Genomic DNA, 20,581 nt, shown 5'->3' on the forward strand with positions numbered 1-20,581 from the left:
CGCTTTCGCTTCAGTCGATCCGAACCCGCCGGACCCGCTAGGATCTCGACCTGCCCCGTTTCCGGAGCAACCCTTCTAACTTACTCCAGCATCCGACTGTTGTCCAATCGGATTCCGCCGGGGCGCACGCGTCCCGACCGGAGGAAGTGATCAGAAGGGGTTTCCGAGGCCTTGACGATCTCCGCCAACCCCCTCGGGCCTGTGAACTCTATGTACGCCGTCCCCTTCCGTCAAATCAGTGCGGGCCGCCGGGGAGTCGTGTTTCTCTCCTGATGGGTAGAGGACCGACATGACGGAGCAAAGACTCGTACCCCGGGCACTCATCGTGCTGCTCTGCACCGCCGGCGCCGTCGTCACCCTGTCCGGTATCAGGGCGATCGGATCGATCATCGGGCCCGTACTGCTGGCCCTCGTGCTCGTCCTGGCTGTCTCCCCCGTAAGAACCTGGCTCCGGAGACGGGGAGCCCCCGGATGGACGCTGGTCGCGGTCCCGCTGATCCTCGTGCTGCTCCTGTTGTTCGGCATGGTGACGATCCTGACCGTCGCGGTCGCGCAGACGGCCGGCCTCGCCTCGACCTACGGCCCGCAGTTCAACCAACTCCTCGCCGAGGCGGAGACCCTGGGGGTCCGATTCGGCATCGGTCCCGCGCAGGTGAACCAGGCGATCAGATCATTCGACCTGGGAAAGGTCTTCACGCTCGTCCAGGGGTTTGCGAGCGGACTGCTCGGCGTGTTCTCCAGCCTGATCCTCGTCACGGTCCTGATGCTGGCGATGTGCCTGGACGCGCAGACCTTCTCCCGTGCCCTCGCCTCCGGCGCCGCCCACCGGCCCGGACTCGTCAGGGCACTTGACGACTTCGCCCACAAGACCCGCCGCTATCTCGTCGTCTCGACGGTGTTCGGTGTCATCTGCTCCGCGCTGGACGTGACCGCCCTCTGGCTGCTCGACGTGCCACTTCCGCTGCTCTGGGGTGTACTGGCACTGATCACTAACTACATCCCCAACCTGGGGTTCGTCATCGGGCTGATCCCTCCCGCTCTGCTCGGCCTGCTGGAAGGCGGCCCCAGAACCATGGTTTTGGTGATCGTCTCCTACGTGATGATCAATTTCGTGGTCCAGTCGCTGATCCAGCCGAAGTTCCTCGGCGACGCTGTGGGACTGTCCACAACCGTGACGTTGCTGTCACTCCTCGTGTGGGCGTTCGTACTCGGCCCGCTGGGCGCGCTGCTCGCCATCCCCCTCAGCCTGCTGGTCCGCGCACTGCTGATCGACAGCGATCCTGACGGCGAATGGGTCGCGGCTCTCATCTCAGGAGAACTCCCCTCCGAGTCTTCGGAGAAGCCCTTCCAGACAGATGAGCGTGACGGCCCCGGATAACGGTCCCGTGCCCGGACCGTCGTCGGCCGTAGCCTGAGGGCGTGTACCGCGAATGGGCCCCGGATCCGGCGATTGCCGGACGGGTGATCTGCCTCTGGACGGCAACGGCGACCTCGTCGGTGACGAAACCGGTGGTCCCCGACGGCTCGGTCGATCTGATCTGGGGCCCGGAAGGGATACAGGTCGCCGGTCCCGACACCGGACCGAAGCCCGTCCTGATGTCCCCCGGAGACCACTACCTCGGGATCCGGTTCCGGCCGGGTGCGGTAGGCGGGGTGTTCGGCGTGCCCATCGAGACCCTGCGTGACCTGCGGGTGCCACTGGGCGAGCTGGGGGTGCTGCCCGAGCTGACGCCCGAGACCATGCAGGAGGCCCTGGCCGTACGGCTGCGCGCGACACCCGGACCCGATCCCGCCGCACCGGCGATCGCGGTGGCGTTGCGGACGGGAAGGAGCGTCGGAGAGGTGGCCTGGGAGCTCGGGCTCAGCGAACGGCAGCTCCACCGGAGATCGCTGCGGGCCTTCGGGTACGGGCCCAAGATGCTCCAACGGGTGCTCCGGTTCCAGCGGGCGCTGCGGCTGGCCCGGCGCGGGGTGGCACTGGCCGAGGTCGCCGTGGCCAGTGGCTATGCCGACCAGGCGCACCTGGCCAACGAGGTCCGGCGGCTGGCCGGAACGTCCATGGGCCGGCTCGTGAACCGGCCGTAGGTCGCGGGGGGGCGACCGCCCTCGGCGAGTAGCGGGGCAGACGAGAGACCGGGCGACGGGCGGCCTCTCATCTGCCGGGCTCAGGAAGACGTGCTCGCGATGGACGCGGGGACGGTGTCGCGGGGGGTCGGATGCGACCTTTCGGCGGGGGCCTTGAAGACGCGGCGGTCCCAGGGCATGGCCAGGACGAGGATCGGCAGGAGCACGATGGAGCACTGTGCCCAGACCGAGTGCAGCGCCCACCAGGTGTCGCTGTCGAACTGGGTCATGTAGAGGTAGCCGTACCCGGCCCAGAGAGAGGTGCCGATGATGGCGGGCCAGGCGAAGCGGGTGGGGCGGGCGATCAGGAACGGCATGAACCACAGCAGGTACTGCGCGCCGAGCCGGGGGGTGACGACCATGAAGGCGAGCAGCAGGGCCGTGGTGAGGTCTACCGGGTCGGCCCGGCGCCAGACGAAGGCCACCACCAGCAGGGTGACGTAGATCAGCCGCGTGCCGAACGTGGCGATTCCGGAGTGGAGCGTCCAGTCGCCGCCGACCAGGATGGCGCTGTAGCCCCACTCCCCGACGATCGGGCGGATGTCCTGGATCACCCTGATGACCTCGGGGATCTGACTGATCGAGGTGCCCGCGAAGATGGGCAGGGTGACCAGGAAGAAGACGGGGAGGACACCCGTGGCGACGAAGGCGACGGCGCGGGCACGGAAGGTCGGCAGCAGCAGGAGCATGCCGGGGATCAGCCAGATGGGCCAGCTCTTGGCGCACAGGGCCAGGCCCATCAGCAGGCCGGCGAGCACCGCCCTGCGGAGGTTCGCCCTGTCGCCGGGGCCCGGTGTGATCGCCTGATGCACCGCCTGCTGTGCGGCGCCGCGGACGCCGAGGGCTGAGACGCTCTGCCGTGCCCGCGAGAACAGGTGGGACTTCATGCCCTGCCGCTCGGGGTTGCCGGGGCCGCGGGCGACCACGAACGCGGCCACGCCGAACACCAGCGCGACCGGCTCGACCTGGCCGTGGACGGAGGCGACGAGGATGGCCAGCGGGTTGCAGGCGTACTGGAAGGCGCGCAGGGAGGCTCTGGGGCTACCGGCGAGCTTGCCGACCAGCGGGATCAGCACGATGTCGGCCACCACGGTGACCAGCCGTCCGGCGAACTCCCACGGGATGCCCAGCCAGAGCAGCAGGCCGTACACGTAGGGGATGGTCGGCAGGAAGTGCCAGCCGCCCTTGCTGCCGAGGACCGGGTCCTCACGGTTCAGGATCGCCTCACCAGCGGGCTTGAAGCTGTTGAGGAAGTCGACCGGCTGCCAGGTGTCGATGGCCGAGGTGGTCATGATGAGCACCCGGAACCCGATGCCGACCGCGAGGATGACCAGGAGCGATGGCCGCCAGCCCTTCCACTGCGCGACCAGGGCGAGCACGACACCTGTGACGAGGACGAACCCCGTGAGAATTGCGTAATCCATGACGGATACCAGAGTGCCGGAAGCCACGCCCAACCACCCGCCCGGTCGTCAAAACGAGACCAGTCTCTCAGTTTTTATAGCCTATAGTACATGAATAGTTGCAATTAGTGACAATGGAGGCGGCCATGGCAGGGACACCGGGGGACGGGCCCAGGTCGTTCGGCAGACGGCTGGCCGCGATACCGCCGCGCGTGTGGATCGCCCTGGTGCTGGCCGCGCTTGGCGCGATCTTCATCGCGCAGAACCGCGGCTACGTCCGGATCCAGTGGCTGACGTTCACCGTGACCTCACCGCTCTGGATCGCGCTGCTGGTCGTGATGCTGGCCGGGGTGGTCATCGGGATGCTGCTCCGCCGCCGGTCGTCGAGGCGGAGATGACCTCGCCGCCGGGGGTCCGTCTCCCCCGGCGGCGAGGGGCTTTCAGCCCGGGCCGTACGGCTAGAAGCCCGCAGTGATCTTGGTGAACTCCCAGTCGGTCTGGGCGATGCCGCTGCAGTTGGAGACCACGCCGCCGCCCGGGCAGGGGCGGTCGCGGTTGACCGACCAGTACGCCAGTCGGGTGAGGCCCTTGGACTTGGCCCAGTTGGTGATCTGGGTCCAGGTCGCCGGGGAGGTCAGCTCCTGCTGGTCGGACAGGCCGTTCATGCCGGAGATGCCCATCCGCGCGTAGGCCTGCGCGTCGGTCCAGCCGTTGGCGGACTTCAGCGCGTTCTTCAGGCCCTCGGAGGCGTTGACGGTGTCGTTGTAGATGTTGGAGCTGCCGAAGTCGAACGGCATGATCGTGTAGTTGTCGATCGGCACGTTCAGCGCCTTGGCCTGGTTGATCAGGCGGACGCCGTGGAAGTTCGGGCCGGTGGTGGTGGTGCCGAAGGTCACGGCGATCTTGACGTTGGGATTGTTCTGCTTGACGGTCTTCAGGCCGTTGAGGATGCGGTCCTGGACGGTGTAGTTCTCGAACTCGTCGGTGTTCTCGATGTCGAAGTCGACCACCGCCGGGCCGACGGCGTTGATGACCTGCTGCACGGCGCCGGCGAAGGCCGCCGGGGTGGAGCAGTTCGGGCCGAGCTTGTTGCCCTGCCAGCCGCCGAAGGAGACCTGCACGCTGCCGCCCGCGGCCTTGATCTGCGAGATGGCCTGCGCGTCGGCGCCGCCGGTCAGCGGCCGGTTGCCGTCCCAGGCGGGGGTGCAGCCGCCGCTGGACAGGATGAACGCCATGGTGAACGACTTCACGCCGGTGGCGCTCATGACCGTGGACGGACTCGGCGGGTTACCCCAGCCCATGTAGAGGTACGGCGCGCCGGGCATCTTGCCGCCGGGCGGCGGGTTGGTGCAGCCGGTGGTGGTGGCGGTGCCGGAGCTGCCCGCCGACTCGCCGGAGCTGTTGTAGGCCTTGACCGTGTAGGTGTGCGTCTCGCACGTGCCCAGTCCGGAGATCGTGGCGCCGGTGCCGGTGACGGTGGACTTGACGGTCGTGCCCTCGTAGACGCGGTAGCCGGTGACGGTGCCGCTGGAGGCGCCCCAGGACAGGCTGATCGAGGAGTTGGTCGAGGTGGCGTTCACCGCGCCGGGTGTGCCAGGGGCGCCGGGGTTGCCGCCCCCGCCGCCGCAGGGGTTGCCGTTGAGCGTGCAGTTGGACGGGGTGACGCTGCCGGGGCTGCCGTTGAAACCGAAGCTCGTGGACGCGCCGGGGGCGAGGGTGCCGTTCCAGCCTGCGTTGGTGAAGGTGAAGCGCTGCCCGTTCCGGCTCATCAAGGCGTCCCAGAAGGTGCCGACGCCGGCGCCGGAGGGCAGGTCGAAGGCGACCGACCAGCTGTTGATGGTGGTGGTACCACCGTTGGTGATCGTGTACTTGCCCTCGAACCCGGTGCCCCAGTCGGAGACCTTGGTGAAGGTGGCGGTGGGGGACGCCGCCGCGTGGACGGGCGCGGCGACTGTTGTCAGGCCGAGCGCGGCGATGACCGCGACTATTGTTCGGCGTAATCTCATTGCTGCTCCTTCTCTGGGCAGGGCCTGCTAGGGCAGGGTCGCGAGGTGGGGTCTGACGGTCCTGGAGAAGTTCCAGTTGTTCGAGGCGTCCCAGTTGATCGACCAGGTCATCGCGCCCCGGATCCCGGGGTAGGTGCGCGGCGGCACGAAGCTGCCGCAGCCGGTCCGGGTGGCCAGGCAGGTCAGTGCCTGGTTCACCAGGGAGGGGGCGACGACCCCGCCGCCGGCCGCGCCGGGTCCGGCGGGCAGGCCGAGCGCCACCTGGTCGGGGCGGAGGCCGTTCTCCAGCTGGATGCAGGCCAGTGCGGTCATGAAGTTGACCGTGCCTTGCGAGTAGGCGAACGTCTGGTCGCAGCCGAGCATGGAGCCGGAGTTGTAGAACTGCGTGTGGACGACCGTGAGGATGTCCTTGATGTTGAGCGCGAGCTTGAAGTACTCCGCGCCGGTGGACTGCATGTCGATGGTCTGCGGGGCCATTGTGATGATCAGGCCCGAGCCTGCCTTGGCGCGTAGCGCCCGTAGCGCCTGACCCATGTAGGTGGCGTTGAGGCCGTTCTCCAGGTCGATGTCCACGCCGTCGAAGCCGTAGCTCTGCATCAGGGCGTAGACGGTGTCGGCGAACTTCGTCGCGGCGGCGGCGCCGGCCACCTGTACGCGGCCGAGCTCGCCGCCGACCGAGAGGATGACCTTCTTGCCACGCGAGTGGAGCGTCTGCACGTCGGCCTTGAACTGTGCGCCGGTGTAGCCACCGAGGGCGGCCGACAGGCCGGGGTCGACGCTGAAGACGACCTCACCGGGGGTGGCGGTGGCCTCGCCGAAGGCGACCGCGACCAGGTCGTACTCGTTGGGGACCGCCGACAGCTTCAGCTTCACGGCCGGGTTGGCGAAGTTGTGCCAGTAGCCGGTGAGGAAGTGCTTGGGCAGCGGGCTGACGGGGCAACCGGTCGTGGTGGCGCCGGCCGGATCGCTCCTGGGCCCCTCACCTTGGGCGTTGTAGGCCGCGACCGTGTAGGTGTGCGTCTCGCACGTGCCCAGTCCGGAGATCGTGGCGCCGGTGCCGGTGACGGTGGACTTGACGGTCGTGCCCTCGTAGACGCGGTAGCCGGTCACCGTGCCGGCCGACGCCCCCCACGACAGCACGACACTGCCGGCGCCGCCCGTCGCCGACACCGCGCCGGGCTTACCGGGCACGGTCTCACCGCCGCCTCCGCCGCCGCAGGGGTTGCCGTTGAGCGTGCAGTTGGACGGGGTGACGCTGCCGGGGCTGCCGTTGAAGCCGAAGCTCGTGGACGCGCCGGGGGCGAGGGTGCCGTTCCAGCCGACGTTGGTGAAGGTGAAACGCTGCCCGCTCCGGCTCATCAAGGCATCCCAGAAGGACCCGACACTGGCGCCGGAGGGCAGGTCGAAGGCGACCGACCAGCTGTTGATGGTGGTGGTACCACCGTTGGTGATCGTGTACTTGCCCTCGAACCCGGTACCCCAGTCGGAGACCTTGGTGAAGGTGGCGGAGGCCGAGGCCGCCTGGGCGGGGGGTGCGACCATCATCGCCAGGACGAGGGCCGCCAGGGCGACAAGTGATCGAGCGATGACATGAGATTTCACGTTGACCTCATGGATTCGGTGGGGGTGACCGTACGGCTCGCGCCCCTCGGGGGGTGCTCCTCGGCGGGGACGAGGAGGTGGGGCGCAGGCCGTACGGCGTGCGGGGGTGCGGCCCGACGCGCGGAGAGGGTGGGGGCGTTCCGTGGCAGGCGTGGGCTCTTCGCCCGGCGAGGTGGGGGCGTGCCGTCGCCGGTTCTCTCATGACCGTCGCCTGGAACGGCTCCCGGGTTCAGGTGTTCGGCCGTCCCGCCGGGGGGCCCGGCGCCGTCGAAGAGCCATGGCCGGCCGGTGTGGCCGCGAGAGCGGACGGCCTGCGCGCCGGGGCGGTGGCGTTGTCGTCGTCGGTCGCGTGCACGTCCCGGCTCTCCGGGTCCGAGGCCTCTGTGCCGGCCCGGCCAGGCGGGGGCGGTTCGAGAGGGAGGCTTGCTGGGGCTGTCAGGACAGTAAAGGGAAAGACGCGCCGCATGGTCGCTCCCATGAAGGGGGGACTCGGGGGGTATGAGGCGTCCGGACGGTCGGACCTTCACGCGGTGACGGCTGTCGCCGTCGAGTTTCCGCAGCGTGTTATCTCATCGGTCGGGGGGTGAACGGGCCACGGGCGCCCCTCTTGGATATTTCTTTTAGGAAAGTTTCCTAAGAGTCGTCGCGATCGTAGCCTTGACAGAACCACTTCACAAGGCCCAAAAAACTCCGGGTTCCAACGCTCCCGGCCAGACACGTTCCAACCGCTCCGCACGGCTTTCCGCTCGACGCGGCGACAGGCCCGGCAGCGGCTCCCCGGTCGCCGTGGCTTGGTCTCGACCGACCATGCCACGGCCGGCTACACCGGGCGCTCGACGCCGATGTCCCGGAGGTCTCGCCCGGGGAGGTCAGGCCGGTAGCCGACGCCGTCGGGATCATTACCGAGTCCGGCTGGATCCGACGGGAACTCCGCCAGAAGTTCGAACCGGCCGGCCGTACCCACACCCGCGGTAAGCCACCCACCCGCCGCCCACGCCCGGGCCGACAGGCTGGCGAGCCCCGTGCCCGCCCTCTTCGACGCGGCGGGCTCGACCCCGTCGTTGACGACGCGCAGCCGTACCCGGCCGCGCTCGGCCGTGATCACGATGGAGCAGGTCCGGGCGGAGCTGTGCCGCAGCACGTTGGTGACGGCCTCCCTGAGCACGGTGGCCAGCAGCGTGTCCACGGAGGCGGGCAACGGGCCGACCTCCGCCCGCGTCTCCACCTCGACCCCGGCCACGGTGAGCGCGTCACGGGCGGCTGCCGCCTCCGCCGTGGTGGACAGGCTCAGCCGGTCCCCGGTGATCGAGTGGATCTCGGCCAGTGCCCGCTCGACCACCGGTTCGAGAGCCGTCAGCTCCTCCCGGGCCCGCCGCGGGTCCATCGTGATCAGCCGCTCGACGAGCTCTCCTCTCAGCGCGACCGTCGACAGGCTGAACCCGAGCACGTCGTGCAGGTCCTGGGCGACCCGGAGACGTTCCTGGAGCACCGTCACCCTGGCGAGCTCGCGCCGGGCCTCGTCCAGCCGGGTGACCAGGTCGGCGAGGCGGGACAGGCCGAACACCCACAGGCAGGTGGTGAGGATGCCTGCCACGTCGTAAACGGTGGCCAGCGGCTCCACCGACCACACGGCGAACAGCGGGATGACGCCGGTCGCGAGGAGGCCTGCGACAAGCCAGGACCGGGGGGCACGCAGGTTCAGCAGGACCGCCCCCGCGAGGAGCCCGACCGGGGCGGTCCACCACTCGTGGAAGATCGGCAGTGGCCCCAGCGCGAACAGGGCCTGCGGGAACAGCCCACGCCTGCCGGGCCAGCCCACATGGACCACCACCATCCCCAGCAGAGCGACCCCCGCCAGTGCCAGTTCCGCCGGCCCGGCGTGCAGGTACACCACGAGGTTCATGAAGGTGATCACGTTGAAGACGGACAGGACCACGGACAGGATCGTCCGCGCCAGCCGGGGTGACTCCAGGGGTGACGGGTCCGGTCCGATCGGGTCGGGATCCCACCGGCCCGCCGCGGAGCGGACATCGGCCAGCGTCCGCCTGGCGAGCTCGACGGCCTCCGAGACGTTGACCAGGACGGTCGCCGGGTCATTCCGCCGGGCCTGTCTGAGCCGGAAGGCGATCGCGAGCAGGTTGCCGCCGAGCGCGTTCCGGAGGTCTCCGGCCATCCGAACACGTTCACGCGCGAGCGACAGCCGGGCGGGTTCCCCGCGCTCGCCGTACAGCCGACGCGCCACGTCCGCGAGCCGGATCAGGCCATACACGATCAGTGTGCCGTTGAGGGCCACGCTCAGGTAGTAGGCGACGGACTCCGGGGATCGGCCCAGAACCGCCTGGACGACACCGGCGCTGGCCACGACCAGAGCGGCCGACGGCCAGGCCGCCCTGGGCGGCAACGTCAGGAGCAGGCTGGCCGCCAGTGCCCAGAGCATGCTCTCCCACTGCGCCCCGAAGACCAGGAAGGGGAGGTAGTTGAGCAGGGCCTGCGCGAGGAGGATCAGCGGGCCGTAGCGTTCCCGGAACTCCGGCCGCAGGCAGCAGAGCATGATCGCGGTGATGAGGGTGTAGATCGCGGCGACGGCCAGTAAATCGGGCGCGTCGAGACCGAGATCCGTCTCGGTGGCCAGCCGGATGAAGAGCATCAGACCCAGAACCGCGGTGACCAGCCCTCGGGCGGACCACGGCTGAACATCCTCACCGGGAGGTTTCACTCGCGCTCGCCGTGCGAAATGCGTAGCCACACGGTGATTGTGGCATTCCCTCCCCCTCCCCCCGCTCGGCGATTTTCAATGACGGACACCGAGCACGTCGTCAGGACCGCCCAGGAGTTCTGCGGGCTGAACGCCGTCAGCCGGCGGGGCGGACAGGAGCCGCGCAGGACAGGAGGAGCGGCCGGAGGAATGTGCTCTGCGCGAGGAGTACGGTGACATGGATCCCGTAACACCCCCTGGAGCACCGCTATGTTCTTCGGCATCACCGATATATGGACCTATGTCATCGGCGCCTTCTTCATCATCCTGCTGCCCGGCCCGAACTCCCTCTACGTGCTCAGCACCGCCGCGCAGCGCGGCGTGCGGCAGGGCTACCGCGGGGCGATGGGGGTCTTTCTCGGCGACACCATCCTGATGGTGCTCGCCGCCGCGGGAGCCGCCTCGCTGCTGAAGTCGACGCCGGTCCTCTTCAGCGTCGTCAAGTACGCCGGAGCCGCCTACCTGGCGTGGATCGGATTCCAGATGCTGCGGGGGGCCTGGCGCTCCTGGCGGGCGACCGAGACCCTGGAGACCGTCCCGGCACAGGAGGCGACCGCGGAGAGCCCGTTCCGCAAGGCCCTGGTGATCAGCCTGATGAACCCGAAGGCGATCCTGTTCTTCATCTCGTTCTTCATCCAGTTCGTGGACCCCGCCTACGGCATGCCCGCACTGCCGTTCCTGATCCTGGGCGCGATCTGCCAGCTGTTCAGCGCGATCTACCTGTCGGCGCTGATCTTCGGCGGCACCTTCCTGGCAAGCCAGTTCCGGGCGCGCCGCAAGCTGTCGGCCGGGCTGACCTGGGGAGTGGGCACGCTGTTCATCGGCTTCGGCGCGAGGCTGGCCACCGCGACGCTTGGTTGACCTTGATCGCCACGCTGACGAGCGAGAGGAACAGGTCGGCGTCGGTCTTGCCCTCGATCTTCATGACCACCCACCCGGTGTCCCGGCCGAGGGTGACCCGGCGGCAGTCGGTGAGCACCCTGGCCCACCGGTCGATCACGTCGGTGGTGAGCAGCAGCTCCGCGGTGTGACCCCCGGACATCCTGACGATCTCCCGGCCACCGGCCCGGAACCCGAGCCCCCTGCGTGTCCGTTTCAGTGCGAGATCGGGCCAGCGGATGAGCTGGGCCACCACGTTCGCGACACCCTCGGCTGACCGGTCGGACGTGTGCGCGTGCACTGCCATATCTGAATCGTCGCGGACCGGACGCTATCGGGAAAGCTCCCGTTTCCGAACCGTTACGGCGTGACCTACCTTTCCATCAGGTGAGACCGAGAGCCAGGGAAGCGGGCAGGTCGCGCCCCTCTCGCGGAGGCCGGGAGCCTCAGCTGGGAGAGCGGCGCGGCGCCCCCTCGGAGAACCGTGCGGCGGCCATACCGCATTGCGTGGTTACAGCGAAGGCATCGATGCGGTTCGGATACGGTAAGTGGCCCGCGAACACCGGAGCGGCCCTCCGGTAAACCCACTTGATGAGCCCGGCATATCTGGCAATGCCATGTCCGAGTAGGCGCAAACCTCCTGCGCCGGTCATTCCACTCTTCTGTGGAGCGTTATAACCGATGAGCCATTCGCCTGTCACCCTCCCCCGCCTCACCATCCTGGCCCGGCAAGCGGTGCCCAAGCTCCTGGAGGGCGTGGTCGCCCCCCTGGCCGTCTTCTACACCGCGCTGACCGTCCTCGGCCTGAACGGCGCGCTGATCACGGCGGTGAGCTGGGTGTACGTGGGAGTCGGATGGCGGCTGGTCCGGCGGGTCCCGGTGCCCGGGACGATGTTCCTGGCCGCCATCGCGATCACCGCACGGGCGCTGCTGGGACTGTGGAGCGGGAGCGCGGTGATCTACTTTCTCCAGCCAGAGCTGGGCACGATCTGTATCAGCATGGCTTTTCTGGCCTCGGTACGGCTGAACCGCCCGCTGGTGCAGAAGCTGACCCTCGATTACATCCCCCTTCCTCCGTCGGTGCTCAAACACGAACGGGTCCGCCGGTTCTTCGCCCGGATCACCTTGCTCTGGGCCTTCGTGCTGCTGGCCAACTCCGCGGTGAGCATCTGGCTCCTGCTCCACCAGTCGATCGGCACCTACCTGCTGGTCCGCACCTCGGTGGTGGCCCTGATCAGCGGCCTGGCGGTGGCCGTCTCCCTCTACACCTTCCGCCGCGTCCTGCGCCGCCTGACCCACGACCCGGCCCCCGCCGTCACCTCTTGACGGTGGGCAGTCTTGGGCATGGACCTGGGTGGTCCGCCTGGTCGCCGCCTCGTGCGCCGCGGTTCGCGTGCCGCAGCCTCCGCATGACGCGTCATCGCGTTCCCTCCCTGAATGGACGCGGGCTCCGGTCATCGCCTCTGTGACGGCTCGCGGTCGTCGTACCTGGGGAGAATCCTCGGCTACACCGAGGGGCGCAGGCGCTGTGGAACTACCGCCACGCCGCCCCCACCGGGCTGGACACACTCACCAACCGTGAGCGCGAAGTGACGGCGCTGGTCGCCCAGAGCCTGGCCAACGACGAGATAGCCTCGCACATGGCGATCAGCCCGGCCACCGCCAAGACCCACAACCTCAAGGAGTATGACCGTGACGCAGGCCATCCTGGATACCCTGCGCGAGGTGATGACCTCGCCCTGGATCTATCCGGCGCTGCTCGCGCTGGCGATGCTCGATGGATTCTTCCCCGTGGTGCCGGCCGAGACGTCCATCATCACCGCGGGCGTGTTCGCCGCCTCCACCAGTGCGCCGCACCTCGCGCTGGTGATCACGGTGGCGGCACTGGGCGCGTTCGCGGGCGATCATGTCTCCTACGCCATCGGACGCACCACCAGCAGTCGGCTGCGCGACGGCAGGCGGAGCGGCAAGGCCTTCGCCTGGGCGGAGAGGGCGCTGGCCGAACGGGGCGGCCTCGTGCTGGTGGTGGCCCGCTACATCCCCGGCGGCCGGACCGCCTGCACCCTCACCATGGGCGCGGTCGCCTACCCTCGGCGCTCGTTCGCCCTCTTCGACGCCGTCGCCGCCTCCTCCTGGGCGCTCTATTCGGCGCTGATCGGCTACGTGGGCGGCGTGGCCTTCGAGAACGACCCGGTCAAGGGCCTGCTGCTCGGCCTGGGTATCGCCCTGTCGATCACCGCGGTGGTCGAGACGGTCCGGCATGTGCGCCGCCGCCGTACCGCCGGGGAGCCGGTCCTCGCCAACTCGCGTGACTGACACCCGGAGCATGGCCACCCTTCCGGGAAGTAATGAAGGCAACATATATCCGCCTACCAGGCCTCCCTTTACCTACGCTAACGTAGGTTACGGTTCCGTAGTTAATGAGGGAGTGCCTTATGCGAGAGTTCAGTCAGACCGAGCTGCTGCTTGAGCTTGAACCCGTCGTCGCCGGTGAGCTGGACCGGCACCACAAGGTGGCCAAGGAGTGGTTTCCGCACGAGTACGTCCCGTGGTCCGAGGGCAGGGACTACGACGGCATCTTCGGCGGCGAGGCGTGGGTCGAGACCGACTCGAAGCTCCCCGAGGAGGCCCGGATCTCCCTCATCGTCAACCTGCTGACCGAGGACAACCTCCCCAGCTACCACTACGAGATCGCCACCGCTTTCGGCCGCGACGCCGCCTGGGGCACCTGGGTGCACCGGTGGACCGCCGAGGAGGGCCGCCACGGCACCGCCATCCGCGACTACCTGACGGTCACCCGCGCGGTCGACCCGGTCGCCCTGGAGCGGGCCCGCATGCTGCACATGGGAGAGGGCTTCACCAACACCTACGAGGGCGTGCTCCACTCGCTGGCCTACGTCTCCTTCCAGGAGCTGGCCACCCGCATCTCCCACCGCAACACCGGTAAGGCCTCCCAGGACCCGAACTGTGAGCGCCTGCTCGCCAGGATCGCCGCGGACGAGAACCTGCACATGCTCTTCTACCGCAACCTGCTCAACGCGGCCTTCCAGCTCACCCCGAGCCAGACGATGCGTGCCGTTACCGACGTGGTAACCACCTTCCAGATGCCCGGCACCGGGATCGAGGGCTTCACCCGTAAGGCGATGACCATCGCCAACGCCGGAATCTACGACCTGCGTCTGCACCTCGACGACGTCCTCATGCCCGTGCTGCGCCAGTGGGCGGTCTTCGACATGAAAGACCTCGACGCCGAGGGCGAGAAGGCCCGCGAGGAGCTCGCGGAGTTCCTGGGCCGCCTGGAGGTATCCGCCTCCCGCTTCGTCGAGCGCCGTGAGGCCCGCCGCGCCCGCCAGGCCGCTGGCGCCTGACTTCTCTTCCCAGGATCCCCGGGAGCCATCCCTGAAAGGTTCCCGGGGATCCTCGCGTTCAAGGCGATCGGGAGGGCGCCTCGCCGGAAAAACTCCTACCCGATGCCGTCCCGCCGACGCTCGCGTGTGAGCGGCAGAGTGGGTCGCCAAACTCTGGACCATTACCATCCCACCCGGATGGCTCGGCAAATTGAAAGGATTGCTGTCGGCAATTTGAAAGACAACCACTCGGCAGATTGCAAGGTAGTGTTACCGTTCCCCCATGCGACAGGGGATCGACTACACGCCCAGACGCGCGACAGAGCTGGTCTGTGACGCGCTTCAGGACACCCGTATCGTTGTGATCAACGGAGCCCGCCAGGTGGGTAAGAGCACCCTCGCCGAACGGGTCCTCTGTCAGATTCCCAACGGTGTCGCTCGTTTTCTCGACGACCCCGCAACCCGTACGGCGGCGATCGAGGATCCCGTCCGATTTATCCGCCACGACGGGCTGATGCTCATCGACGAGGTGCAACGTGTCCCGGATCTCTGGCTCGCCATCAAACATCTCGTCGATCGGGAACCCAGGCCGGGACGGTTCCTGCTCACAGGCTCAGCGCGGCTGCTCGCCCTGCGGAGCATCCCGGACGCCCTACCTGGACGGTCGGAGACCATCGAACTGTGGCCGCTCTCCCAGGGGGAGATCGACGGCGAGCCCGATGGTTTCGTCGACGCGGCATTCGAACAAGGCCCGGATCTACGAGGCGAACCGCGTGGGCTGCGCCGTAAGGACTACCTGGCAAGAGCCGTAAGGGGCGGCTACCCGGAAGCCGTCAAAAGAGAGACGCCGCGCCGCCGGCAGCGATTCTTCGAAGGCTACATCGCCGATCTCATCAGCCGGGACATCAAACAGGTCGCCGACATCCAACGGACCGGTGAGATGCGCAGACTCATCGCGCTCCTTGCCGCCCAGACCGGGGGGCTGGTCAATTTCAACCGGCTCGGCTCGGAGCTGAGCATCTCCACACCCACCGTCCGCAGCTACGTGGAGATCCTGGAAACGGTCTATCTGGTGCGCCTTATCCCAGCATGGGCCACCAACACCACTACACGGGCCATCGCCACACCCAAGGTTGTTTTCGTGGATACGGGCACGGCCGGATACTTGACCGCCGGAACCAACGACGACCTCTTCGCCGGCAGGTTACTGGAGAACTTCGTCCTGGGCGAGATCTCACGGCAACTGACCTGGTCACAGACGTCCGCCCGGCTGTATCACTACCGGGATCGGGATCAGAACGAGATCGACGGCATTCTTGAGAATAACGCAGGCGAGATCATCGGTATTGAGGTCAAGGCCTCCGAGACCGTGCGCTCGGATGACTTCCGAGGTATGCGCATCCTGCAACGGCGGCTCGGATCCCGTTTCCGGGCGGGGTTTGTCCTCTATTGCGGACAGGATTCCTTCAGCTTCGGAGATGGGCTCACCTGCCTGCCGATCTCTGCCCTATGGACGACGGGGACCGGATGGCCGCAGGCGGCCCAGGACGGCATAGACCGCGGTAGCGCAGGGCACCGACGCATGCCCGACTGAACGAGCACTTCATGTCTGATCAGTCGGCATGATCTATATCCTCTGGACGTGCTCTCTGGAGCACCAGAGCAGAGGCGATCAACGCCTGCTACGCACCCACTCGGCAGGCGAGAGCCCAGGCGTGGACGTACGCCTCAGGCGATGGAGGCCGGCTCGCGGGTCGGAGACCGATCGGTCGCGGGCTTCAGGCTGCGCAGGAAGACCAGGACCAGCAGGGCCGCCAGGCCGGTGGTGACCGGCGGGACCAGGAAGGCCAGGCTGGAGCCGAAGCGGTCCACGAGCTGGCCGGCCACGGTCGCGCCGGTGGCGATGCCCAGGCCGATCGAGCCGTTGAGCCAGGTGAAGGCCTCGGTCCTGACCTCGGCCGGGATCAGAGTCTCGACCAGGGTGTAGCCGGTGATGACGGCGGGGGCGATGACGAAACCGGCCATGGCCGCCCCGCCGTACAGCAGAGGGATGGATCCGGCGAAGATCAGCGCGACGGTGGCGGCGGAGAGCAGGCCAATGGCGCCGACCAGCCGGACCGGGGCACCGATCCGCCAGCGGAGAGTGCCGTAGAGGATGCCGCCGACGAAGCTGGCGCCGGAGAAGGCCGCGTAGATCGGCCCGGCCGCGGCGGCCTGACCGAGCGTGGCGGTGGAGGAGGTGATGCCGACCTGGAGGCTGCCGAAGACGGTGCCGAGCGCGACGAAGGCGACCGCCAGCACCGCTACCCCGCGCATTCGCAGCACGCCACCCTGGGAGCGGACCCGGACCGGCATCGGCTCGGGAGCGCCCTTGCGGACCGCGGCGAACATCACCGTTCCCGCCACGACCATGACCAGCGCCACCAGCAGTGCCCAGACCGGCGAGAACCCGGTCGAGATGGCCACCAGCAGCACCGGCGCGAGGGTGAAGGTCAGCTCGTCGGTGATGGACTCGAGGGCGAAGGCCGTACCCAGCTTGCCGGAGCCGCCGAGCAGGTGCGCCCAGCGGGTCCGGACCATCGAGCCGACCTGCGGCATCGACCCACCGGCCAGCGCCGAGACGACCGCCAGCACGATGGCCGAGGCGTGGGAGGAGGCGAGGACCAGCAGGGCGCCCAGCGTGGCGGCGTGCACGACGACCTGCGGGATGAGCACCTTCGGCTGGCCGTACCGGTCGGCGAGCCGCCCGGTCTGCGGGCCGACCAGCGCCTGCGTCACGGCGGCCGCGGCGGCGGCGATTCCGGCCGCGCCGTAGGAGCCGGTGGACCACTGCACGAGCAGCAGGATGCCGAGCTGCAACATGGCGTACGGCAGGCGCGCGAGGAACGCGGGGGCGAGGAAACGCCAGGCGCCAGGGGAACCGAGCACGGCGAGATAGGACTTCATCAGTCTCCGTCCGAGTCCAGACGGAGCGCCGCCCGGTCGGGGAGCGCACCGTCGTGGTGGGCTTCGACCGGGGTAGATACCGCTTATAGCGGCCGCCGTGCGGTCATTACATGCATTCGTTCAGAACGCAACAATCAGACATCTTAAGCCACAAATTGGACTCAATAGGTCCGCGGACGACCCGCAACGGTCCGGAGCGAGGGGACGGCCCGGCGGCGGATGCTCCAGGCCGGACAGCGCCCGGCCGGGTGCGTACGGCTGGGCGCGCTCCAGCGCGTGGTGCGCCCAGCGATTCGGCGGGCCGTCCATGAGCGCCCACTTCACCCTGCTGGGACTCGTCTCAGCGGGCCGCGACACCGGCGGCCAGGCGTTCGAGCGACAGCACACCGTCGAGCACCTGCGCACCGTCACCGACGCCGTGCGTGCCGCCGGCGGCCAGGCCGTGCAGATCCGCCTGACCGCACTGGAAGCGCACTCCGTTCCGGTGGTCGAGGAGATCCAGGCGGCGCTGTCGGACCGCTCCGATGTCCAGGTCGTGCCTGCTTTTGATCTTCGCCTTGAGCGTCGGCTCCGTGAGGAGGCCGAGGTGGGAGAAGGAATCGAGGAGGGGATCTCTACTCGGACGTGCGCTCTGCGCTTTCCGCTCTCCGAGAGGCCGGGCCATGGGTCGATGCCGCAGGCAACCAGACCGTGCGGGCAGGTGAGCGTGCCTTTTCCATGATCCGTTGGGGTAGTTCCGTTCAGGGGCCTGTTGCAAAACCCTTCGGTGGGGTGTTCCTGCTGGCACGATAACGTTTCGTGGCTAGACGATTCCTCCCCGTTGATCGTGATCAGCCCGCGTTTCTGCCCCTGAATATGTATGACTGGGTGCCTTAGTCACATTTCGTGTGGTTTGTAATCGGGGTGGTTGAGCAGCTGGACATCACCGCCCTGTCGGCACGTAAGGGACGATCGGCCAACGGGCGGCGCGCCTACGACCCCCGGATGCTCCTAACGTTGCTGATCTACGCGTATGCGTGCGGGCTGCGCTCGTCACGGGCGATCGAGGCCCGCTGCCGGGTGGATGTGTCGTTTCGGCTGGTGTGCGCGAACACCGTGCCCGATCACAGCACGATCAGCCGGTTTCGCCGTTCTTTCGGCCTGGCCGACGGGGTGATCGAGGAGGTGTTCACGCAGGTGCTGGCGGTCTGCGCGTTAGCGGGTCTGGGCCGGCTGGAGTACGTGGCCGCCGACGGCACGAAGATCAACACCAATGCGGCCCGGGACGCCAACCGGACCGAGGACGGCTGCCGGGCGCTGGCCCGTAAGGCCTTGACCGAGGCCGCCGGCTGCGACACCGGCACGGTCGCGCTTGCCGGTATCGACCTGACCGCGACGGTGGAGTTGACCGGAGCATGGGCCAGGCCTCAGTCGCGGGCGGCGCGTATCGGCCGTTGCCTGGCCGAGCTGCAAGCCCAGCACCATGCCCAGGAATTTGCAACAGGCCCCCAACCGGAACAATCCCAACAGATCAAGAAAAATCCCAGGCCGACCTCCCTCTCGGAAGGGGAGTGATGGGCGGTGTGCACGTTTTGCCGCCCAGCCAGCCCAGATACCAAGTCTGCAGACCCAGCCTCACCATTCGAGGAGCAGACTCCTCCCGATCCCCCTTACGGCGCTGCAGAAAGCGCGGCGCCCGACCACCCCACCGCCATCGCTGCGCTCTTATCCCGTACGGCACGACAGAGAGCGCGGAGATCGGCCACCAGATCAGAGCCGGCCCGTCACGGGCTCTGCGGATCAGGCCTTGACGAGGTCGGCCAGGGGGATCGAGGGGTCGGCGAGCCGGGCGGGGTCGATCTGGGCGCCGCTGCGGATCAGCTCCTGGACCGGGCCGATGCCCTCGTCCCACTGGTTGACGTGCATGCTCGCCACGACGCGGCCTCCGGCGAGCCAGAAGGCGTGGAAGGCCTGTGCCTCCAGCTCGCCGCGGACGACGACGGAATCGTACCCTCCCGGCGCGAACCAGCCGGAGAACTCCATGCCGACGTCGTACTGGTCGGTGAAGAAGTAGGGCAGCCGGTCGTAGACGACGTCCTGGCCGAGCATGGCCTTGCCCGCGGCCAGTCCCCCGTTGAGCGCGTTGGCCCAGTGCTCGACGCGGATGCGGGTGCCGTACAGCGGGTTGAACGCGTTGGCCACGTCACCGGCCGCGTAGATGTCGGGGTCGTCGGTGCGCAGGGACGCGTCGACGACGATCCCGTTCTCCACGGCCAGGCCCGCCCGCTCGGCGAGTTCGGTGTTGGGGCGCACGCCGACGCCGACGATCACCACGTCGGCCGGGATCTCGCCGCCGTCGTCGGTGGCCACCGCCCGGACGCGCCCGTCGCCGACGAAGCCGGTCACCCCCAGGCCGAACCGCAAGTCAACGCCATGCCGCCGGTGCACATCGGCGAAGAAGGCACCCATCTCCGGGCCGAGCGCGGCCCGGAGCGGCACCGGCTGCGGCTTGACGATGGTCACTTCGCAGCCGTACTCCCGGGCGGCGGCCGCGGTCTCCAGCCCGATCCAGCCGGCCCCCACGACGACCACCCTGCCGCCGGCGCGGATGGCCTCGCGCAGCCGCTCGGAGTCGCCGAGTTCGCGGAGATAGTGCACGCCGTCCAGGTCGGCGCCGGGCACGTCGAGGCGGCGCGGGGAGGAACCGGGGGTGAGCAGCAACTTGTCGTAGCCGAACCGCCGGCCGTCGTCGAGCTCCACCTGGCGCCCGGCCCGGTCGATGCCCGTCACGCGGTGCCCGAGCAGCAGTTCGACGGTGTTCTCCGCGTACCAGCCCTCGTCGTGGACGTAGACCTTGGCCTTCTCCTCTTTGCCGAGCAGGTAGCCCTTCGAGAGCGGAGGCCGTTCGTAGGGGCGTTCGGTCTCGGCGCCGATCAGCACGACCCTGCCCTCGAACCCCTCCTCCCGCAGGGACTGGGCGGCCTTCGCCCCGGCCAGGCTCGCTCCGACGATGACGAACGTCTGCTCGGTAGTCATAGATCTCTTCCTATCCGATTACCGTCCCGGTTCCAATGAATACGGAGCGCGTCGATCTAGATCTAGGAGGTGCGCGGGGCGGGCGCGTACCGGGAGGCCAGCCGGGCGAGCGCCACCGCGGCGACCAGCAGGCCGAAGTCACGCAGGGCGATGTCGTAGAAGCCGGGGACGGTCAGCAGGTTGACGATGATCCCGGCGAGCCAGGCGGCGACGAGCCAGCTGCCGAACCGCGGTATCAGCGCGACCGTGATCCCGGCCACGACCTCGACGACGCCGATGACGTACATGGCCTGTCCAGCGGTGCCCGGGACGATGGTGTCGATCCACGGTGCGAGGTAGGACGGCCAGTCGACGAGCAGGTTGGCGAACTTGTCGAGTCCGAACAGGATCGGCGCCACGGTGAACACCGTGCGCAGCAGCAGGAAGGCCTGATAGCCCGGGTCGGACAGGGCGGCTCGACGTGGAAGACCGGTCGTTGACACGTCAGGGCTCATGAGAGTCCTC

18 protein-coding genes and 1 pseudogene are annotated in these 20,581 nt (G+C 68.4%); 10 read left to right on the forward strand and 9 right to left on the reverse strand.

Going from position 1 to position 20,581, the window contains the following annotated elements; translation table 11 throughout:
- The first annotated feature begins 289 nt into the window (after nucleotides 1–289).
- Together ACIN94_RS31735 and ACIN94_RS31740 are read left to right on the forward strand one after the other, a co-directional pair.
- Entirely contained in the window at nucleotides 290–1,378 is a 1,089-nt protein-coding gene (locus tag ACIN94_RS31735; protein ID WP_400714350.1) for an AI-2E family transporter, read from the forward strand.
- Nucleotides 1,379–1,419: 41 nt separating this feature from the next.
- On the forward strand, nucleotides 1,420–2,085 hold the full coding sequence (locus ACIN94_RS31740) for a helix-turn-helix domain-containing protein (protein ID WP_400714353.1): 666 nt from the start codon (nucleotides 1,420–1,422) through the stop codon (nucleotides 2,083–2,085).
- Nucleotides 2,086–2,165: 80 nt separating this feature from the next.
- Here ACIN94_RS31740 and ACIN94_RS31745 read toward each other — a convergent pair whose 3' ends face one another.
- Entirely contained in the window at nucleotides 2,166–3,548 is a 1,383-nt protein-coding gene (locus ACIN94_RS31745) for a hypothetical protein (RefSeq protein ID WP_400714356.1), read from the reverse strand.
- 125 nt (nucleotides 3,549–3,673) lie between these two features.
- On the opposite strand from ACIN94_RS31745, the gene ACIN94_RS31750 reads away from it, so the two are divergent.
- A complete protein-coding gene (locus tag ACIN94_RS31750; RefSeq protein ID WP_400714359.1) occupies nucleotides 3,674–3,925 on the forward strand; it encodes a DUF1049 domain-containing protein in 252 nt (83 codons plus the stop codon).
- 60 nt (nucleotides 3,926–3,985) lie between these two features.
- On the opposite strand, the gene ACIN94_RS31755 is transcribed toward ACIN94_RS31750, so the two are convergent.
- The 3 genes from ACIN94_RS31755 to ACIN94_RS31765 all read right to left on the reverse strand — a co-directional run bounded on the left by ACIN94_RS31755 (nucleotide 3,986) and on the right by ACIN94_RS31765 (nucleotide 9,851).
- Nucleotides 3,986–5,533 carry a cellulose binding domain-containing protein gene (locus ACIN94_RS31755; protein WP_400714362.1) on the reverse strand — a complete coding sequence of 516 codons (1,548 nt, stop codon included), beginning with the start codon at nucleotides 5,531–5,533 and terminating at the stop codon, nucleotides 3,986–3,988.
- 27 nt (nucleotides 5,534–5,560) lie between these two features.
- Entirely contained in the window at nucleotides 5,561–7,135 is a 1,575-nt protein-coding gene (locus ACIN94_RS31760; protein WP_400714365.1) for a chitinase, read from the reverse strand.
- Nucleotides 7,136–7,955: 820 nt separating this feature from the next.
- On the reverse strand, nucleotides 7,956–9,851 hold the full coding sequence (locus tag ACIN94_RS31765; RefSeq protein WP_400714368.1) for a histidine kinase: 1,896 nt from the start codon (nucleotides 9,849–9,851) through the stop codon (nucleotides 7,956–7,958).
- Nucleotides 9,852–10,100: 249 nt separating this feature from the next.
- On the opposite strand from ACIN94_RS31765, the gene leuE reads away from it, so the two are divergent.
- Entirely contained in the window at nucleotides 10,101–10,751 is a 651-nt protein-coding gene (leuE, locus tag ACIN94_RS31770; protein WP_400714371.1) for a leucine efflux protein LeuE, read from the forward strand.
- On the opposite strand, the gene ACIN94_RS31775 is transcribed toward leuE, so the two are convergent.
- Nucleotides 10,708–11,076: a luciferase family protein gene (locus tag ACIN94_RS31775; protein WP_400714374.1), complete on the reverse strand. Its 369-nt coding sequence runs from the start codon at nucleotides 11,074–11,076 to the stop codon at nucleotides 10,708–10,710. The genes leuE and ACIN94_RS31775 overlap by 44 nt on opposite strands.
- Before the next feature lie 374 nt (nucleotides 11,077–11,450).
- Here ACIN94_RS31775 and ACIN94_RS31780 point away from each other — a divergent pair, with 374 nt between their 5' ends.
- From ACIN94_RS31780 to ACIN94_RS31800, 5 genes and pseudogenes are all read left to right on the forward strand, one after another.
- Nucleotides 11,451–12,095 (forward strand): VC0807 family protein, encoded by a 645-nt coding sequence (locus ACIN94_RS31780; protein WP_400714376.1) that lies wholly within the window; start codon nucleotides 11,451–11,453, stop codon nucleotides 12,093–12,095.
- Nucleotides 12,096–12,316: 221 nt separating this feature from the next.
- Nucleotides 12,317–12,442 (forward strand): annotated as a pseudogene (locus tag ACIN94_RS31785) (LuxR C-terminal-related transcriptional regulator); the annotation flags it as partial.
- Between the two features lie 13 nt (nucleotides 12,443–12,455).
- Nucleotides 12,456–13,085 (forward strand): DedA family protein, encoded by a 630-nt coding sequence (locus ACIN94_RS31790; protein ID WP_400714379.1) that lies wholly within the window; start codon nucleotides 12,456–12,458, stop codon nucleotides 13,083–13,085.
- A gap of 119 nt (nucleotides 13,086–13,204) precedes the next feature.
- Nucleotides 13,205–14,137: an acyl-ACP desaturase gene (locus ACIN94_RS31795; protein WP_400714382.1), complete on the forward strand. Its 933-nt coding sequence runs from the start codon at nucleotides 13,205–13,207 to the stop codon at nucleotides 14,135–14,137.
- 262 nt (nucleotides 14,138–14,399) lie between these two features.
- Nucleotides 14,400–15,710, forward strand: coding sequence for an ATP-binding protein (locus ACIN94_RS31800; RefSeq protein ID WP_400714385.1), 1,311 nt, complete (start codon nucleotides 14,400–14,402; stop codon nucleotides 15,708–15,710).
- A gap of 134 nt (nucleotides 15,711–15,844) precedes the next feature.
- Here the strand turns inward: ACIN94_RS31800 and ACIN94_RS31805 are convergent, their stop codons facing one another.
- Together ACIN94_RS31805 and ACIN94_RS31810 are read right to left on the reverse strand one after the other, a co-directional pair.
- A complete protein-coding gene (locus ACIN94_RS31805) occupies nucleotides 15,845–17,062 on the reverse strand; it encodes an MFS transporter (protein WP_400714388.1) in 1,218 nt (405 codons plus the stop codon).
- A gap of 340 nt (nucleotides 17,063–17,402) precedes the next feature.
- The gene (locus tag ACIN94_RS31810) at nucleotides 17,403–17,726 is read right to left on the reverse strand and encodes a hypothetical protein (protein ID WP_400714391.1); all 324 of its coding nucleotides are present in this window, start codon (nucleotides 17,724–17,726) and stop codon (nucleotides 17,403–17,405) included.
- A 239-nt stretch (nucleotides 17,727–17,965) separates the two neighbouring features.
- Here ACIN94_RS31810 and ACIN94_RS31815 point away from each other — a divergent pair, with 239 nt between their 5' ends.
- A complete protein-coding gene (locus ACIN94_RS31815) occupies nucleotides 17,966–18,616 on the forward strand; it encodes a transposase (RefSeq protein WP_400714394.1) in 651 nt (216 codons plus the stop codon).
- Nucleotides 18,617–18,841: 225 nt separating this feature from the next.
- On the opposite strand, the gene ACIN94_RS31820 is transcribed toward ACIN94_RS31815, so the two are convergent.
- Together ACIN94_RS31820 and ACIN94_RS31825 are read right to left on the reverse strand one after the other, a co-directional pair.
- On the reverse strand, nucleotides 18,842–20,077 hold the full coding sequence (locus tag ACIN94_RS31820) for an NAD(P)/FAD-dependent oxidoreductase (protein WP_400714397.1): 1,236 nt from the start codon (nucleotides 20,075–20,077) through the stop codon (nucleotides 18,842–18,844).
- 62 nt (nucleotides 20,078–20,139) lie between these two features.
- A complete protein-coding gene (locus tag ACIN94_RS31825) occupies nucleotides 20,140–20,571 on the reverse strand; it encodes a hypothetical protein (RefSeq protein ID WP_400714400.1) in 432 nt (143 codons plus the stop codon).
- Nucleotides 20,572–20,581: the final 10 nt, after the last annotated feature.

Source organism: Streptosporangium sp. NPDC087985 (genome assembly GCF_044741965.1).
GTDB lineage: Bacteria > Actinomycetota > Actinomycetes > Streptosporangiales > Streptosporangiaceae > Streptosporangium.

Excerpts from the sequence above, each read along its gene's own strand:
- ACIN94_RS31735 (WP_400714350.1), top strand. The coding sequence starts at position 290 with ATGACGGAGCAAAGACTCGTACCCCGGGCACTCATCGTGCTGCTCTGC.
- ACIN94_RS31745 (WP_400714356.1), bottom strand. The coding sequence starts at position 3,548 with ATGGATTACGCAATTCTCACGGGGTTCGTCCTCGTCACAGGTGTCGTG.
- ACIN94_RS31750 (WP_400714359.1), top strand. The coding sequence starts at position 3,674 with ATGGCAGGGACACCGGGGGACGGGCCCAGGTCGTTCGGCAGACGGCTG.
- ACIN94_RS31755 (WP_400714362.1), bottom strand. The coding sequence starts at position 5,533 with ATGAGATTACGCCGAACAATAGTCGCGGTCATCGCCGCGCTCGGCCTG.
- leuE (WP_400714371.1), top strand. The coding sequence starts at position 10,101 with ATGTTCTTCGGCATCACCGATATATGGACCTATGTCATCGGCGCCTTC.
- ACIN94_RS31775 (WP_400714374.1), bottom strand. The coding sequence starts at position 11,076 with ATGGCAGTGCACGCGCACACGTCCGACCGGTCAGCCGAGGGTGTCGCG.
- ACIN94_RS31780 (WP_400714376.1), top strand. The coding sequence starts at position 11,451 with ATGAGCCATTCGCCTGTCACCCTCCCCCGCCTCACCATCCTGGCCCGG.
- ACIN94_RS31790 (WP_400714379.1), top strand. The coding sequence starts at position 12,456 with ATGACCGTGACGCAGGCCATCCTGGATACCCTGCGCGAGGTGATGACC.
- ACIN94_RS31795 (WP_400714382.1), top strand. The coding sequence starts at position 13,205 with ATGCGAGAGTTCAGTCAGACCGAGCTGCTGCTTGAGCTTGAACCCGTC.
- ACIN94_RS31800 (WP_400714385.1), top strand. The coding sequence starts at position 14,400 with ATGCGACAGGGGATCGACTACACGCCCAGACGCGCGACAGAGCTGGTC.
- ACIN94_RS31805 (WP_400714388.1), bottom strand. The coding sequence starts at position 17,062 with ATGAAGTCCTATCTCGCCGTGCTCGGTTCCCCTGGCGCCTGGCGTTTC.
- ACIN94_RS31810 (WP_400714391.1), bottom strand. The coding sequence starts at position 17,726 with ATGGCCCGGCCTCTCGGAGAGCGGAAAGCGCAGAGCGCACGTCCGAGT.
- ACIN94_RS31820 (WP_400714397.1), bottom strand. The coding sequence starts at position 20,077 with ATGACTACCGAGCAGACGTTCGTCATCGTCGGAGCGAGCCTGGCCGGG.
- ACIN94_RS31825 (WP_400714400.1), bottom strand. The coding sequence starts at position 20,571 with ATGAGCCCTGACGTGTCAACGACCGGTCTTCCACGTCGAGCCGCCCTG.